Consider the following 17,086-nt stretch of genomic DNA (forward strand, 5'->3'; position numbering starts at 1 on the left):
TCTTNTTTTTTATGGAATATTTAAATATTTATGGGTTTGTAAGGAGACTTTCCATTTTGGATTGGCCATCACATAGTCCACAATTTCAGGAACTACCTTATCGCGTTTGCTCCATTCTGGCTGTAAATATAATATGCAATCCTTATTGACCTTGGCAGCTTGCTCTTCAGCAAATCTAAAATCATCTTTGTTATAGACGATCACTTTTAATTCGTTTGCCTTTTCATAAACCTCTTCAGTAGGAAGCTTTAATTTTTTGGGTGACAAGCAAATCCAATCCCAGGTACCTGTTAATTGATAGGCACCAGAAGTTTCAATATGTATCTGCAATCCGTTCTCCTTTAATTTAGAGGTCAATGGATCCATATTCCACATTAAAGGTTCGCCACCAGTAATCACAATTGTTTTACTGTATTTTGTGGCATGGTCAACAATAACATCTGCCATTGTTGGGGGATGCAATTCAGCATTCCAACTCTCTTTAACATCGCACCAATGACATCCCACATCGCAACCGCCAAGCCTTATAAAATAAGCTGCCGTTCCTTTATGGAACCCTTCTCCTTGAATGGTGTAAAATTCCTCCATCAATGGTAGCAGGAGCCCTTGAGCTATCAATTCTTGTTTTTCGCTTTTCGTCATAGCGTGCAAAGATACTTCATAATGTTAGAAGTTGGAAGCCAGATAATAGAAGTTTTTATTTAGAGGCAATCACATCAATTTCTATGCTAGCATTGACGGCTAGTCCGCTTGCAGCAAAGGTTGTTCGTGCAGGTTTATTAGGAAAATAGTCTTCATAAATGGTATTGAATGCTGCAAAATCGTCAATATTTCTCAAGATCACGGTGCACTTAATAACCTTATCAAGTGAGGAGCCATGATGTTCTAAAACAGCCTTGATATTCTCAATACACTGCTTGGTTTCCGCCTCAATTCCACCTTCAACCAAAGTGCGCGTGTTGTGGTCCATCCCTACTTGTCCGCTTAAAAATAAAAAACCATGACTCTCAACCACATCACTAAAAGGTGCGCCTTGTTTTTTTGGCTCATGAGACTTATGAAAAATAATAGCATTTGAAGACGGTTTGCACCCCATGAGGAATATCGTAAGAAAAGTGATAGCCACCACAGATTTAAGTTTCATTTTTTATCTTTTAAACTTGAATAAAATTACACTTATTTTTATGCAAAATTTTAAATTAATGGACCAAAAAGGACGATTTTTTTAAACACATTCAAGAGGGAAATACCAATAAAGGTGAGTTCATTACTTTGGGAGCAGCTATGTTGGATGGCGAAACCATAACCGACGCTTTTGTTAATGTCCCTTTAAAAACTTTAAACAGGCACGGACTTATTGCCGGCGCCACCGGTACTGGCAAAACAAAAACATTACAGGTTTTAGCAGAAAATCTATCTGAGAAAGGGATTCCTGTATTGTTGATGGACATTAAAGGTGATTTGAGCGGGTTAGCAGAACCTAGCCTAGGACATCCAAAAATTGAGGAACGTCATACCAAAATCGGTATCCCCTTTGAGTCGAAAGCTTTTCCTGTTGAAATTTTGACCTTATCTGAGCAGGATGGCGTCCGATTGAGGGCCACGGTCAGCGAATTTGGCCCCGTGCTTTTGTCCCGTATTCTTGATCTCTCAGAAGCACAATCTGGTATTGTCGCAGTTATTTTTAAATACTGTGACGACCATAAAATGCCACTTTTGGATTTAAAGGATTTTAAAAAGATTTTACAATATACCACGCAAGAGGGCAAACAAGAATTTGAAGATTCTTATGGCCGAATTTCTACGTCTTCAACAGGTGCCATTCTCAGAAAAATAGTAGAGCTTGAGCAACAAGGCGCCGATTTATTTTTTGGTGAAACCTCATTTGAAGTGAACGATTTACTCAGGATTGACGACAACGGCAGAGGCTATATCAATATTCTCCGGTTGACAGACATTCAGGACCGTCCAAAATTATTCTCGACCTTTATGTTGAGTCTCTTGGCAGAAATATATGCCACCCTTCCTGAACAAGGTGATACCGGCAGACCAGAACTTATTTTATTTATTGATGAAGCCCATTTGATTTTCAATGAAGCCTCAAAAGCGCTCCTCAATCAAATTGAAAGCATTGTTAAACTTATTAGAAGTAAAGGCGTCGGCATTTATTTTGTAACCCAAAACCCTACAGATGTGCCTGAAGCCGTGTTAAGTCAATTGGGATTGAAAGTCCAACATGCCTTAAGAGCTTTTACTGCAAATGACAGAAAAGCCATTAAACTTACAGCACAAAATTATCCTGATACCGATTATTATGATACTGCAAGTGTGTTAACCTCATTAGGTACTGGTGAAGCTTTGGTAAGCGCCCTAGATGAAAAGGGCAAACCAACACCCTTGGCAGCCACTATGATGCGCGCGCCTATGAGTCGTATGGATGTTTTGAACCCTAATGAATTATCCGCTTTATTATCTAAGTCAAAATTGGTTAAAAAATACAATACCGCCATTGACCGAGACAGTGCATATGAAATGCTTAACCGGAAAATTGAAATGGCAGAAGCTGATGAAGCCCAAGAAAAAGCAAAACAGGAACTTGAAGATTTAAAAAAGGCGCAATCCCAACAAAGAAACCCCACCACACAGCGCAGTACCGCAATGAATCCTGTCATAAAAGTACTCACGAGCGCAACATTTATTAGAAGCGTTTTTGGTATTCTATCCATAGTTATGAAAAACAAACGTTGATCATATAGTCATTAATTAAAACAAAAATTCTGCTTTAGCAGATCTATAAAAAAAACTTACAATGCACAAACCTCTTATTTACATTGCTCTATTGTCACTTTTAGTAACCAGTTGTGGAAAAGATCAAGACCCTCTCTTGATTCAAAAACAGAACATTGGTAGCTTGACAGATTCTACCCAAGTCAAGGATTTGAAACTGATATTTGAAAACGATTCCATTGTCAATTACATCGGTGGTGACGAATTCACTAGAAACATCAATAATATAGATGTGTATGACAAAGATGGAACTGCACTATTAAGTTTGTCACCCGAAAAAAGGGCTGATTCTACTGCAGCATTTAGCAGTGTTCGGATATTAGATGCGCGTTATAAAACCGAAAAAGGAATTTCAACAGCAAGCACTTTTAAGGAGATACAGGATGCCTATGAGATTTCAAAAATTGACAACCTCATCAATTCCATAGTGGTTAGTGTTGATGATATCAATGCCGCTTTTACGATAGATAAAAAAGAGCTGCCAGCTAATTTGCGTTTTGATAGAAACCTATCTATTGAAGCGTCCCAAATTCCTGATAATGCTAAAGTTAAATATTTTTTCATTTACTGGAATTAAACCTGTTAAAAAATAAAAGATGAGTTCATTTTTTTCAAAAATATTAATTGCGATTGCTCGAAGAAAACTTGAGTCAAAAAATTCATCTGCAACACTTAGTAATAAACAAATCCTCCCTTTAGCACGACGGATTAAAGTTGAAATCAAACATGGCATCAAGGATTATATCTATGTGATCATTGGGGTGTTTTCCGCAGGCTTTGGTTTGAAGGGGTTTTTGCTACCCAATCGTTTTATTGACGGCGGTGCCACGGGTATTTCTCTACTTCTGGAAAATATGACTCAAATTAACTTGAGTTATTTATTGATCTTAGTCAACATTCCTTTTTTAATTCTTGCTGCAAAAACATTTAATGTAAAGTTTGCTTTGAGAAGCATTGTTTCAATTGCCATATTGGCTATTGTGGTGCATTATGTAGAGTATCCCATCATCACACAAGATCCGTTGTTGATTGCTGTTTTTGGAGGGTTCTTTTTAGGATTTGGAATAGGGATGGCCATGCGTGGCGGCAGTGTGATTGACGGTACAGAAGTATTGGCCATTTGGCTCAGTAAAAAACTTTCTATAACCATTGGCGACGTCCTTCTTTTAATCAACATTATCATTTTTTCATTCGGGGCGTATGTGCTATCCTTAGAAATTGCGCTTTACGCAATTCTAACATATTTATCGGCAGCGAAAACTGTTGATTTTGTAGTTGATGGTGTTGAAGAGTATGTTGGCGTGACTATCATATCAGATAAGCATGAAGAACTCCGAATTATGATTATTGAAAAATTAAGACGCGCATGCACCATTTATGCTGGTAAAGGTGGTTTTGGAGAACCTAGCGGTAGTTATGACAAGGACATTATTTATACCGTAGTGACCAGACTTGAACTGGCAAAATTGCATACTGAAATAGATAAAATTGACGAAAGTGCCTTTATTATCATGGGTCTGGTAAAAGACATCAGAGGCGGAATGATTAAAAGGAAACCTTTGAAGTGATCGATTTGACCGAGGACCGAGGACCGTTGACTGAAGACCGAGGACCGATGACTGTTGACTGATGACCGTTGACTGAAGACTGAAGACTGAAGACTGAAGACTGAAGACTGAGGACTGAAGACTGAGGACTGAAGACTGAAGACTGAAGACTGAAAATTAAATAAATCAAGCATTTATGGCTAGCAAACGCTACACAATTCAAACATCGCCCTTTGTTGTTCCCACAACCGACGGAAAGATTATAAGAGAACATTTTGGAGGGGCTTCTGATGGCAACTCGCAACTCAGCATAGCACACATGATTGCCCCAGCGGGTTGGAGCGAACCTTTTCAAACACCGGAATTTGATGAATATACATTTATCATCAGTGGCAAAAAACAATTTATTATTGAAAACGAAACCGTTATTTTATCTGCTGGCGAATCTATAAAAATTCAAAAAAACACGAGAGTTCAGTATTCAAATCCGTATACTGAACCTTGCCACTACCTTGCTATTTGTCTCCCAGCGTTTTCAATGGATCTCGTAAACAGAGAAGACTAACCTGTATCCAAATCTTAATGAAGGACATTCTTATTGCATTAATTGGAACCTATTACAACGCGCTGAGTTACATTTCAAAACCTTATGCAGCAGATAAAGCGTTGTATTTGTTCACCAAACCGCGCGCTGGCAGATTAAACGAGGAACAATATGATTTTTTACATACCGCCTATCAAGAGGAGTTGAAGTATGAAAATGATCACATCATGACCTACCGATGGCTTGGCTCAAAACAAACCATTTTATTGACCCATGGTTGGGAAAGCAACGCTGCACGTTGGAAAAAACTGATTATAGAGCTCAAAAATCGAGGGTATAATGTGATTGCTTTAGACGCTCCTGCCCATGGTAAATCTGGAAGCAAAGTGTTCAATGCCATTTTGTATTCTGAATTTATTAATGTGGTGGCCAAACGTTTTTCTCCAGATATCATTATCGGCCATTCCGTAGGTGGTATGGCATCTGCCCTTTTTCAGCACAAATACCAGTCTGCAAACTTAAAAAAGATTGTTCTATTGGGAGCGCCTTCTGAATTTCAGGACGTCATGAAGCGCTATACCGATATGTTGGGTTACAACCAACGTATTGTTTCTCAATTGCAACTGACCATTCATGAACGTTTTGGCAGTCCTGCAGACACATTTTCTACTGCTAGATTTCTTGAAACTATTCAATCTGAAGGCTTAATTATTCATGACCAAGATGACCGCATCATACCGTATAACGACGCCCTACTTTTAAAAAACAGCTTTAAAAATAGTCGGCTCATTACAACCAAAGGATTAGGACATTCTTTAAATGACGCTACTGTTGCTGATCATATTTACGCTTTTATTGGTGCTTAAAACCGTTATCTTTGTGTTATGGAAGAAAATCTAAAACGTATTAATAAATATTTAAGTGAAGTTGGCTATTGCTCACGCCGTGAAGCAGACAAACTCATTGAAGCAGGACGTGTCACCATTAACGGAAAAGTTCCTGAAATGGGTACAAAAATTTCAGAAACCGATGTTGTTCATGTAGATGGGAAACCCATTAAGGACACCAAGGAGGGGTTTGTCTATTTAGCTTTCAATAAGCCCATAGGCATTGTTTGCACCACAGACACGCGGGTTGAAAAGGATAATATTATTGATTTTATCAAGTATCCAAAGCGCATCTTCCCCATTGGCCGTTTGGATAAACCTAGTGAAGGATTGATTCTCTTGACAGATGATGGCGATATTGTAAACAAGATATTGAGAGCCAGTAATAATCATGAAAAAGAATACATCGTTACGGTTGATAAACCTATTTCCCAAACATTTGTTGAACGCATGTCCAACGGCGTCCCTGTTTTAGATACCATCAGTAAAAAATGCACCGTTGAAAAACTGGGCACTTACGAGTTCAGGATTATTTTAACCCAAGGACTTAACAGACAAATTCGGAGAATGTGCGAATATTTAGATTATGAAGTACAAGCTCTAAAACGCGTCCGGATCATGAACATCAAATTGGATATGCCGCTTGGCACCTATCGGGAATTGACTGAATCTGAATTTAAAGATTTGAACCAGCTTTTGGAAGATTCACCTAAACAGATGATTGATGTACCACGCGCAAGTAGAAGAAAAAGCCATTAATGAAGATTTATAATCATATTTACCGGATTTTCTTGGCACATTTTAAAATCCGTAATTAAATAATGTTAATTTTAAACCTCAAATAATAGTTTATGATCAGAATCTTAGCATTAATCTTAACCATTGGTGGAATGATTGCCTTAGTTTTAGGTGTATTAGGAATTTTCGGAAATAACTTCACCTCATTAAGTCCATGGGCACTAACCATTTTGGGTGGTGTTTTTTTCTTAGCAGGTGTTTCCATGTTAAAATATAGAAAAGACGAACCAACAGCGTAAGTTATGACTTCAGAATTATCACCATTTCACATCGCCATTCCTGTTCACAATCTTCAGGAATGCAGAACTTTTTACAAAGACATCTTAAACTGTGATGAAGGCAGAAGCTCTGACCATTGGGTAGACTTTAACTTCTTTGGGCATCAATTGGTCATTCATTATAAAGCACAATCTGCTGAAGACGCGCACACCAACAGTGTTGATGGGAAAGATGTTCCTGTACCTCATTATGGTGTTGTATTGCCGTGGAAAGTGTTTCAGGATTTTGCAAAAAATCTAAGCGCCAAAGGTGTTGCCTTTATTATTGAACCTTATATCCGTTTTGAGGGTCAGGTTGGAGAACAAGCCACAATGTTTTTCAAGGATCCGTCAGGAAACGCACTAGAATTTAAGGCGTTCAAAGACCTTAATCAACTATTTGCCAAATAGAATTGCCATTACATTTTAAAGAATGTTAGCAGTCTAATAAAGTTTATGCTGGTAATTTATCCTTTTAGTGCAGTACGCTTCTGAACTACATAAAAGGGCAAGTAGATGATTAGGAAATATGGAATCAATATCAGTTGAACAACGATAATATACAGCGGCCATTCTCCAAAATAATCCAACAAAGATGCCGATTTGGGTTTTTGATTGAGATAGAAATAATTGGCGTCCAGTATAAAATTAATGACCACCATTCCTAAAACGTAAACTTGAAGGGCAAAAAATGATTTGAACACGCTCTTAAAATTGGGTCTCATCTCAAATACAAACGTGGCGTAAATTATAATTATAAAAAGTCCTAAATGCACTGCCCAATATCTGAGGTAATCAAATGTGGGAAAACCGGTTGCGATATCTGGTGTAATGATTCCTTGAAGCGTGCCTGCAATAATCCAAAACACTAGAATTTCATACATCCAATACTTGCGGCACCATGTGAAGATAGGTATTAATATGCCTAAGAGGCTGCACAAATACAAAGGCAGATCCTTCCGCACATCATAGGTTTCAAAAATAAATTTATGTAGATGAAAGGTAATCACCGTCAAAGAAATTCCGATGGCAAAAATATGTATGAGAAGTTCTTGATTTTTTTTATTCAGTTTCTGCTTTGCGTAGACTACTAAACCACTTCCCAAAACAAGCGCGATAAGCACAGGAATCCAATGTTCCGCACTTCCCATAGACACACGTTCCATAGTTAAAAGCACTGTTATAAGTAAAATGTGCATAAGACCCTCTTTGCCATTAATGAAGTTTACATTTGACGTTCTCTAGCCAACAATGTATTTTTAAGCAACATGGCAATCGTCATAGGACCAACACCACCAGGAACAGGGGTGATAAAGCTAGCTTTCTTACTGACGTTTTCAAAATCAACATCGCCAGTAATAATATAACCTTTTTCAGTAGTATCATCAGGAACTCGGGTAATGCCAACGTCAATGATAACTGCACCATCTTTCACCATTTCGGCCTTTAAAAAATTTGGAACGCCAAGGGCAGAAATAATAATATCTGCTTGTGAGGTGATTTGTGTGATGTTTTTGGTATGACTGTGTGTTAAGGTCACGGTTGAATTTCCTGGAAATCCTTTTCTTCCCATCAAAATACTCATGGGCCTGCCAACAATATGGCTACGGCCAATAACAACCGTATGCTTCCCTTGGGTTTCAACGCCATAACGATCTAGTAATTCCAAGATCCCAAAAGGTGTTGCAGGAATAAAAGTAGACATATCTAAAGCCATTCTTCCGAAGTTCATAGGATGAAATCCGTCAACATCTTTATCAGGGTTTACAGACAAAAGAACTTTTTGGGTATCGATTTGTTTTGGTAAAGGCAATTGAATAATAAACCCGTCAATATCTGGATTTTCGTTCAATTCTTGAATTTTGTCCAACAACTCTATTTCACTCGTGGTATTGGACAAGCGGACCATAGTAGAGTCAAATCCAACACGCTCACAAGCTCGAACTTTACTGGCTACATAGGTCAAACTAGCCCCATCGTTACCAACAATTATCGCAGCAAGATGTGGCACTTTTTCGCCGTTCTCCTTCATTTTCCTTACCTCCTCTGCAATTTCATTTTTAATGTCGTTGCTTACTTTTTTCCCGTCTAGAATTGTCATATTCTTATTAGTTTACAGTCGCAGTGCCAGTTTTCAGTTGCTCACTCTTCTGGTTTCACTGCAAATTTATCAGGATTATTAATCATATAATTAATCAACTTTCCTATTTCAATTACTTCTTTTTCCAATTTTTTAAAATCTTCCCTTATCAAATAGCCACAAGCAAAGGCCTAATCCAACCATAGACTTGTTTCAGAATTTTCGCCATCAGCATCTGTTAATTTGCTGATAAAATGTCTGGGATATCTTCTCTTTCGATAGGACTCTGCAATATTGGCAGAAACAGAACGAGAGCTTCTTCTAATTTGATCAGTTAAAGCTTAAGTTTCTTCTTTTGGAAAGGATTTTGAAATGTTATAAATAGCCATACCTAAATCAAATGATTTTTTATACGCTATTAATTTCTTAAAAACCATACTTAACTCTTTTACTGTGAATGAGACTGATGAACGCGACTGCGACTGAAGACTGAAGACTGCCAACTGAGGACTGCCAACTACTTCATCCCCTGCATGGCTTGCATCATCGCTTTGCCTTTGCCACCTTGCATCATCTTCATCATTTTACTCATTTGGTCGAATTGTTTCAGAAGCTGATTCACTTCTTGAACAGAAGTCCCTGAACCTTTCCCAATACGTTTCTTTCTACTTGCGTTTATAATTGATGGATTGGTTCTTTCCTGCAGTGTCATGGAATGGATGATGGCTTCGATACCTTTAAAAGCGTCGTCATCAATATCAATATCCTTCATCATTTTTCCGGCGCCCGGAATCATGCCCATAAGGTCTTTCATATTCCCCATTTTTTTGATCTGCTGAATTTGCTTCAAGAAATCATCAAACCCAAATTGATTTTTAGCGATTTTCTTTTGAAGCTTGCGCGCTTCGTCTTCATCAAATTGCTCTTGGGCACGTTCAACAAGAGACACCACATCTCCCATCCCCAAAATACGATCGGCCATACGTGATGGATAGAACACGTCAATGGCTTCCATTTTTTCACCTGTACCAATAAACTTTATGGGTTTATTGACTACAGATTTAATAGAAATAGCCGCACCACCTCGGGTATCACCATCTAATTTGGTAAGGATAACCCCGTCAAAATTTAAAACGTCATTAAAGGCTTTTGCAGTATTGACCGCATCTTGACCTGTCATGGCATCTACCACAAATAAGGTTTCTTGGGGCTGAATGGCATCGCGTATATTCGCAATCTCGGTCATCATCGCCTCATCAACAGCCAAACGTCCCGCGGTATCTATAATAACCACATTATGACCGTTTGCTTTGGCGTGGGCAATACCTGCCTTTGCAATGGCTACAGGATCTGTATTTCCTTTATCACTATATACCTCAACATTGATTTGATCTCCTACCACATGTAATTGATCAACAGCCGCTGGACGATACACATCACAGGCTACCAATAGAGGTTTCTTTGTTTTTTGTTTTTAAGAAAATTGGCAAGCTTTCCGGAAAAGGTTGTTTTACCAGAACCTTGCAAACCAGACATCAAAATGATACTCGGGGTGCCTGAAAGATTAAGACCTTCAGCGTCACCACCCATAAGTTCAGTAAGCTCATCCTTCACCAACTTCACCATCAACTGCCCAGGTTGCAAACTGGTCAATACATTTTGACCCAGTGCCTTTTCCTTAACAGTATTGGTAAATTCTTTGGCTATTTTAAAGTTAACATCGGCATCCAACAACGCTCTGCGGACTTCCTTTAAAGTTTCAGCAACATTGACTTCTGTAATACTTCCATGTCCTTTGAGGACGTGCAAGGCTTTATCTAACTTTTCACTTAAATTATTAAACATATGTTTTCAGTCTTCAGTTTGCAGCCATCTTCTGTCTGCAAGAAATTAAATTTTGAGTTGCAAATTTACATATTTGATGTCTATTAATAAAACCTAAGGATATAATAAATTTACTTTAAAGGGATAAGGAGATCTGAATAACAATTATTAATTGTTGAAGGTGAAATTAATCCCCATCAGAATTGTCGATGGCTATTAAAAACTAATTTATCTATCTTTACCTTAAACATGCTATTTCTGTAGACTGTTAATTGAGAATCTATATCCTTAAAAATATGACTAACGAAGCACTTGAAAAACTAAAATACCCCATAGGGAAATTTGAAGCACCTGATATTATTGACTCCCAAATTTTAAAATCATGGATCTCTGAGATCGAAGCATTTCCACAACATCTTGAAACGTTGATTATCCCTTTAATTACTGCAAACCTCAATTTATCCTATAGACCAAATGGCTGGACGGTTAAGCAAGTGGTGCATCATTGTGCGGATAGTCACATGAATGCTCTAATCCGATTTAAACTTGCGCTTACTGAAGACGCTCCAATCATAAAACCTTATCATGAAGACAAATGGGCTAATCTGGTTGACGGTCTTACGGATTCAACCGTAGACTCCTTATATATTTTAAAAGGGCTACATTCAAAATTCGGACTGTTGCTAAAAAATCTCTCTGAAGAAGATTTAGGTCGTGTATATATCCATCCCGCACATGGAAAGCGGTTTAGACTCGATGAAGCCGTTGGAATGTATGCATGGCACGGCAACCATCATCTTGCCCACATAAGACAAGCTTTAATGTCATAAAACAGTTTTTCAAAACAATGAATTCAAGAAAAGCAACGGTAATTACTTAACGTTTGGATCACAACTACTTGGAAATTACATGCGCTCAGGAACATCAATACCTAATAGACCAAAGGCATTTTTAATGGTAACGGCAACTTTATTAGACAAAGCGACTCTAAAAGCCTTTTCATTATCATTTTCAGCACCAAGAATAGAGACATTTTGATAAAATGAATTGAACTCCTTTACCAAGTCATACGTGTAGTTTGCCACCAAAGCAGGGCTGTGATTATCAGCCGCATTTTGAATGACTTCAGGAAATAATAATAATTGTTTGATCAATTCTTTTTCCTTTTCATGAAGCTCTATAGACGTTATATCCAATTGGGCATTGGCATCTGCTTTTCTTAAGATGGATTGTATTCTGGCGTAGGTATATTGAATGAATGGTCCGGTATTACCTTGAAAATCGATAGAGTCCTTAGGGTCGAACAGAATTCGTTTTCTTGGATCCACTTTTAAAATATAATATTTTAAGGCTCCCAGACCAATAGCTTTGTAAAGCTCTGCTTTTTCCGGGTCAGAATAGCCGTCTAACTTGCCCAATTCTTCAGAAATTTCTTCTGCAGTTTGCGCCATTTCAAGAATCAGATCATCAGCATCTACAACAGTCCCTTCTCTACTCTTCATTTTTCCGGAAGGCAAATCGACCATTCCATAACTTAAATGGAATAAATTTTTCGCCCATTCAAAACCGAGTTTCTTGATGATCAAAAACAAGACCTGAAAATGGTATTCCTGTTCGTTGCCCACGGTATAAACCATCCCGCCCACGTCAGGAAAATCCTTGACACGTTGAATGGCAGTACCGATATCCTGCGTCATATAGACCGCAGTCCCGTCAGATCTTAGAACGATTTTTTCATCCAGGCCATCTGCCGTCAAATCGCACCAAACGGAGCCGTCTTCTTTTTCAAAAAAGATACCTGATTTTAAGCCTTCAGCCACAAACTCCTTTCCTAAAAGATAGGTTTGGCTTTCATAATAGAGATTGTCAAAATCGACGCCTAAGTTTTTATAGGTTTCATCAAAACCTTTGTAAACCCAAGCGTTCATTGTTTCCCAAAGTGCCACAGTTTCTGAATCGCCCGCTTCCCATTTTTGAAGCATTTGTTGGGCTTCAATTAGAATAGGCGCTTCTTTTTTGGCGACTTCTTCAGTTTTTCCCTGATCAAGTAAGGCCTGAATTTCCTTTTTATATTCTTTATCAAATGTAACGTAGTAATTCCCAACAAGTTTATCACCTTTCAGTCCTGAACTTTCTGGGGTTTCTTCATTTCCAAAACGTTTCCAAGCCAACATGCTCTTACAAATATGGATCCCTCTGTCATTGATAATTTGCGTTTTGTATACTTTTTTACCGGAAGCCTTCAAAATTTCAGCCACACTGTAACCCAACAAGTTATTTCTGACATGTCCTAAATGCAATGGCTTATTGGTGTTTGGAGAAGAATACTCCACCATAATAGCCTTTTCTCCGGGTTTGGAGGCTACAAACCCAAACGTGTCTTGATCCTTGATTGTTTCAAAAATATTCAGATAATGAACAGGATCAATTTCAATATTTAAAAATCCTTTAACCACATTAAAAGACTTTACCTCATCAAGGTGGTCTAAAAGAAATTGACCAATTTGATCCCCAATTTGAACAGGATTTCCTTTTACAACACGTAGCATCGGAAAAATCACGACCGTGATATCGCCCACAAATTCTTTACGGGTAGATTGTAATTCTACTGACTGCAACGTAGCGCCAAAAATGTCTAATACTGCTTTTTTTACCTGATGTGATAAGCTTTCCTGAAGGTTCATCTTGTGTTCAATTTAAGTTTGCAAAGATAGGATTTTAATTAAAATTTTGATCTGGCAAAGCTGTATAATTGTGCAACTTCCATGAGATTCAGAACGCTTTCGAAACTTTTCAGATATGATTGCGATATCAGAGATATGATTGCGATGTATCAGATGGTAGAATGTCTCATCGATATATAAGTTTATTACTATTTTTATTAGGACGTCATCAAAAGTCTAAGTATCAATATTTCATAATCTACTCACTTTTAGTCGTCTAAATAAATAATTCATGATCTTGTCCAGCAGTGTGCATTTCATCGGCAAAAGCGTCGTTTTTCTGAGATATGTGCCTTTCATCGGATATCTTATTTTGTCAATAAAAATCAGCTTTCACTTTAACTAATTTTTAAGCATTAAAACCTAAAAATTAGCTTTCTAATAGCCTTTTATTCATTTTTGGTGGAGCTATTAATCAAGGTCCGAAAAACGTTGATACATCTTAGTAAAGAATCCTTAACAGTATTGTTATTGTATTTTGTGAACGTGCCTCTCCTCTCCCTCAAGGCAAGCTCTAATCACATCAACATTACAATTTATAACTAATTGCACAAAAAATGAAACGGTTAATTGCCTTAGCTGCGTTTTTTGCTGTCTTCTATGGTCATGCCCAAACCAAAGAGATAGACAGTCTTGCTATACAATTAGCGTATCAAAAGCAGGATTCTTCCAAAGTAGATACGTCTATCCATCTCATCAAAGCGCTTTACAAAGCTGAAGATCACCAAAAAGCACTCTCCTACATTTCGGAAACCGAACAACTTTCAGTATCTATAAATTACAGTAAAGGTGTTGCAGAGGCCAACTACTATAAAGCCCTAATTTATGCCAATAGAAATGATTACTTCAATGCCATGGATCATTTCAATAAATCTAAAAAGATATACCTGGAACTTGATGACACGCTAGGAATTGCTAAAGTAAGCAACAGCATTGGCCTTTTAGAAATCAAAAGAGGAAATTACAGTACCGGATTGATCCATTCATTATCTGCCATTAAGATATTTGAAGATCGAAATCTTTATGAAGATCTGAGCATAGCCTATAACAATCTGGCGGAAGCCTATTACAACACCCATCAAATAGATAAGGCGCTTGAATTTAATTTGAAGGCGCTCAATATGAGAGAGCGACTACGGGATAGCTCTGGTATTAAAACGTCCACCAAAAACATAGCCGCATTATATTCTAAGCGCCAAGAACACCGAAAGGCCATTGAGTATTATGAAGATGTTTTGGCTATGCTCAACCCAAAAACCGATCAATCCCTAAGAGGTGAGGTTTTGCCACGCATTGGTGATGAATACTTGAAATTTAAAGATTACAACAAGGCTGCTCAATATTTGGTGGAAGGTTTAAAGTACAATAGAACTATCAAAGATAAAGAAGGAATTTTAAGAGCTCTTAACTCCATTGGCTCCCTGAATCTTGCCCAAAATAAAACCCGACTTGCAGAAAGCCAAATTTATGAGGCGCATGAACTGGCAAAAAATACAAAAAATAATGAAGAGCTATTAAAAAACTACAAGTTGTTAATGGCGTTAGATTCCACCAAAGGCAAGTTTGAAGGTGCTTACCGTTGGCAACGTGAGTATTTTAGTTTAAAGCAACTTCTATATCTCGAAAATCAACCCAAACTCCCCGTAAATACAGACTCTATTGAAGAGTCATTCACAATTGAAGCAGTTAATGAGGCGCCTCTTCTTTCATCTGATAACGATTTAATCACCAATACCAAGCAGGTTGAAAACTTAAAACTTCTATCCTACGGATTGGTGGTGGCATTTTTAGGGGTTTTGACTTTTTTACTATTGATTTATCTGAAAAGAAAAAGCACCATTAAATACACGCAGGAGCTCGAGGAAAAGAACAAACAGATCCAACTTCAAAACGACGCTTTTTCAGAACAGACGCATCATCTGGAGGAAATTAACAAGGTAAAAGACCGTTTATTCTCTATCGTTTCACATGATTTGAAAGATTCTATTTCATCCATTAAAGGGTTTTTAGATTTACTGCAAGAAGACAGCATTAGCAAAGATGAATTTAATGAGCTGATCCCTGAGCTGAGTGAAAACGCCAATAATGCCTCCTTGTTATTATTCAACCTTTTAAATTGGTCCAAATCTCAAATGCAAAATTTGGAACCCAGCCCTGAACTTTTCAACATCCAAGATATTTTCAGAAGCAAACTTCAATTGGTGGAACAAAAAATAGAGCAAAAGCGCATTGTGATTATTGATGAATCCCAACGTGAATTCATCTATGCCGATAAGAGTATGGTAGAAATCATCATTCAAAATTTGATTACCAATGCTGTCAAGTTTAGTCGAGTGGGCGACGTTATCACCGTTTCTAATAAAGATTACAATGGCAATTCACTGATATGTGTGGAAGACACCGGGGTGGGTATTTCAAGAGAGAACTTGGGCAAACTCTTTCAAAATAATAATTATACTACAATTGGCACCCAAAATGAAAAAGGCACTGGTTTAGGTTTGACCATCTGTAAAGAATTGGTAGAACTTAACAACGGGCGTATTTGGGTAGAAAGCACTCCCAATGTGGGTACCAAATTCTACGTGGAGCTTCCAAAAACAAAAACGACTGCGCAAAAATAAAAGATGATTTGCGGTTAAAAATTTCGTATTCAGTTTCAACGTCTATTTCAATTTCTACTTACTTTCGGCAAAAAGACTTCTGCCATCATACAACGGGCACTGCCACCACCACAGGTTTCTACAGTTTCTAAATCACTATACAAAATAGCACAATGCATGGATAGCTTTGCAATTTGATTACTGGTCAAACTTTCGTGTGCGGCTTTACTCATGACCAAATAACGTTTGTCATCAGCACCTCTTATCTGCAACATATTACCGGCAAACTGCTGCATTTGCGCTTCAGTAATTGCAATCACTTCTTTCCCGTCTTTTTTGAGGTGTTCCACAACATTTTTGCGTTCCTTTTTGTCATCAATGCTATCGAGACAAATAACGGCAAAGGTTTCTGCCAAACACATCATTACATTGGTGTGGTAGATAGGCAAACGCTGCTCATCAACGGTTTGAAATGCTGTGAAAATAACCGGAAAATAATCGAAATCTTCACAAAATTCAATAAACAACTCTTCATCTGCTCTTGCTGACAAGGCACAATACGCCTTTCCATTAGGACGATCAAGTAAAATACTTCCCGTACCTTCCAAAAATATATGGTCTTCTTCGGCACTTGTGTAATCGACAATATTGTTGATTTCAAAACCTTCCTCTTCCAGACGTGTCAGCAATTCTTCACGACGTTCTTTTCTTCGGTTTTCAGCAAACATAGGATAGAGCGCTACATCACCATTTTCATGAAAACTCACCCAATTGTTAGGAAAAATTGAATCTGGAGTGTCATTCAATTTATCGTCCTCTTCCACAATCACATTAACACCAACAGCCCTAAGATTTTCAACAAAGGCATCAAATTCATCCTGTGCTTTTTTATTAATTTCAGAGTTCTTCAAATCCAAATCTTCCTGAAAATAATTGTTTACTGCTGTTTGCTCATTCATCCTAAAATTTACAGGACGAATCATTAAAATTGTGTTTGTGGTTTGGTGCATATTCTAGTTCATTTTATGCCCGCAAAACT

At 37.7% G+C, this 17,086-nt stretch carries 16 protein-coding genes and 2 pseudogenes; 10 read left to right on the plus strand and 8 right to left on the minus strand.

Features of this window, described 5'->3' with window-relative positions; translation table 11 throughout:
* Positions 1–9: 9 nt before the first annotated feature.
* Together A9996_RS16575 and A9996_RS16580 are read right to left on the minus strand one after the other, a co-directional pair.
* The gene (locus A9996_RS16575) at positions 10–642 is read right to left on the minus strand and encodes a 7-carboxy-7-deazaguanine synthase QueE (protein WP_066437753.1); all 633 of its coding nucleotides are present in this window, start codon (positions 640–642) and stop codon (positions 10–12) included.
* A 55-nt stretch (positions 643–697) separates the two neighbouring features.
* Positions 698–1,144 carry a RidA family protein gene (locus A9996_RS16580; protein ID WP_066437758.1) on the minus strand — a complete coding sequence of 149 codons (447 nt, stop codon included), beginning with the start codon at positions 1,142–1,144 and terminating at the stop codon, positions 698–700.
* Between the two features lie 128 nt (positions 1,145–1,272).
* Between A9996_RS16580 and A9996_RS16585 the strand changes: the two genes are divergently transcribed.
* The 8 genes from A9996_RS16585 (at position 1,273) to A9996_RS16620 (ending at position 7,231) form a co-directional block, all read left to right on the plus strand.
* Entirely contained in the window at positions 1,273–2,748 is a 1,476-nt protein-coding gene (locus A9996_RS16585) for a helicase HerA-like domain-containing protein (protein ID WP_428838891.1), read from the plus strand.
* Positions 2,749–2,809: 61 nt separating this feature from the next.
* Complete coding sequence (locus tag A9996_RS16590) at positions 2,810–3,364, plus strand: hypothetical protein (RefSeq protein WP_066437762.1); 555 nt, start codon at positions 2,810–2,812, stop codon at positions 3,362–3,364.
* Between the two features lie 19 nt (positions 3,365–3,383).
* Positions 3,384–4,355, plus strand: a complete 972-nt coding sequence (locus A9996_RS16595) for a YitT family protein (protein ID WP_066437765.1) — start codon at positions 3,384–3,386, stop codon at positions 4,353–4,355.
* A gap of 175 nt (positions 4,356–4,530) precedes the next feature.
* Entirely contained in the window at positions 4,531–4,899 is a 369-nt protein-coding gene (locus tag A9996_RS16600) for a cupin domain-containing protein (protein ID WP_066437768.1), read from the plus strand.
* A gap of 17 nt (positions 4,900–4,916) precedes the next feature.
* On the plus strand, positions 4,917–5,744 hold the full coding sequence (locus tag A9996_RS16605) for an alpha/beta hydrolase (protein WP_066437771.1): 828 nt from the start codon (positions 4,917–4,919) through the stop codon (positions 5,742–5,744).
* Positions 5,745–5,762: 18 nt separating this feature from the next.
* Positions 5,763–6,524 (plus strand): 23S rRNA pseudouridine(2604) synthase RluF, encoded by a 762-nt coding sequence (gene rluF / locus A9996_RS16610; protein ID WP_066437775.1) that lies wholly within the window; start codon positions 5,763–5,765, stop codon positions 6,522–6,524.
* 92 nt (positions 6,525–6,616) lie between these two features.
* Positions 6,617–6,802, plus strand: a complete 186-nt coding sequence (locus A9996_RS16615; protein WP_066437778.1) for a hypothetical protein — start codon at positions 6,617–6,619, stop codon at positions 6,800–6,802.
* A gap of 3 nt (positions 6,803–6,805) precedes the next feature.
* Positions 6,806–7,231 (plus strand): VOC family protein, encoded by a 426-nt coding sequence (locus tag A9996_RS16620; protein WP_066437779.1) that lies wholly within the window; start codon positions 6,806–6,808, stop codon positions 7,229–7,231.
* A 56-nt stretch (positions 7,232–7,287) separates the two neighbouring features.
* On the opposite strand, the gene A9996_RS16625 is transcribed toward A9996_RS16620, so the two are convergent.
* The 4 genes and pseudogenes from A9996_RS16625 to ffh form a co-directional block, all read right to left on the minus strand.
* Entirely contained in the window at positions 7,288–8,019 is a 732-nt protein-coding gene (locus A9996_RS16625; RefSeq protein WP_083993999.1) for a YwaF family protein, read from the minus strand.
* A gap of 26 nt (positions 8,020–8,045) precedes the next feature.
* Positions 8,046–8,921, minus strand: a complete 876-nt coding sequence (locus tag A9996_RS16630; protein ID WP_066437785.1) for a bifunctional 5,10-methylenetetrahydrofolate dehydrogenase/5,10-methenyltetrahydrofolate cyclohydrolase — start codon at positions 8,919–8,921, stop codon at positions 8,046–8,048.
* Between the two features lie 41 nt (positions 8,922–8,962).
* A pseudogene (locus A9996_RS19715) lies at positions 8,963–9,337 on the minus strand (four helix bundle protein).
* Positions 9,338–9,417: 80 nt separating this feature from the next.
* Positions 9,418–10,745: pseudogene (gene ffh / locus A9996_RS16635) on the minus strand (signal recognition particle protein).
* A gap of 275 nt (positions 10,746–11,020) precedes the next feature.
* On the opposite strand from ffh, the gene A9996_RS16640 reads away from it, so the two are divergent.
* The gene (locus A9996_RS16640; protein WP_066437792.1) at positions 11,021–11,554 is read left to right on the plus strand and encodes a YfiT family bacillithiol transferase; all 534 of its coding nucleotides are present in this window, start codon (positions 11,021–11,023) and stop codon (positions 11,552–11,554) included.
* 75 nt (positions 11,555–11,629) lie between these two features.
* Here A9996_RS16640 and argS read toward each other — a convergent pair whose 3' ends face one another.
* Positions 11,630–13,408, minus strand: coding sequence for an arginine--tRNA ligase (argS, locus tag A9996_RS16645; RefSeq protein WP_066437795.1), 1,779 nt, complete (start codon positions 13,406–13,408; stop codon positions 11,630–11,632).
* A 596-nt stretch (positions 13,409–14,004) separates the two neighbouring features.
* On the opposite strand from argS, the gene A9996_RS16650 reads away from it, so the two are divergent.
* On the plus strand, positions 14,005–16,068 hold the full coding sequence (locus tag A9996_RS16650; RefSeq protein WP_066437796.1) for a tetratricopeptide repeat-containing sensor histidine kinase: 2,064 nt from the start codon (positions 14,005–14,007) through the stop codon (positions 16,066–16,068).
* 47 nt (positions 16,069–16,115) lie between these two features.
* Here A9996_RS16650 and ctlX read toward each other — a convergent pair whose 3' ends face one another.
* Positions 16,116–17,057, minus strand: a complete 942-nt coding sequence (gene ctlX / locus A9996_RS16655; RefSeq protein WP_066437798.1) for a citrulline utilization hydrolase CtlX — start codon at positions 17,055–17,057, stop codon at positions 16,116–16,118.
* Between the last annotated feature and the right edge of the window lie 29 nt (positions 17,058–17,086).

This window comes from Gelidibacter algens, from assembly GCF_001678675.1.
Lineage (GTDB): Bacteria > Bacteroidota > Bacteroidia > Flavobacteriales > Flavobacteriaceae > Gelidibacter > Gelidibacter algens.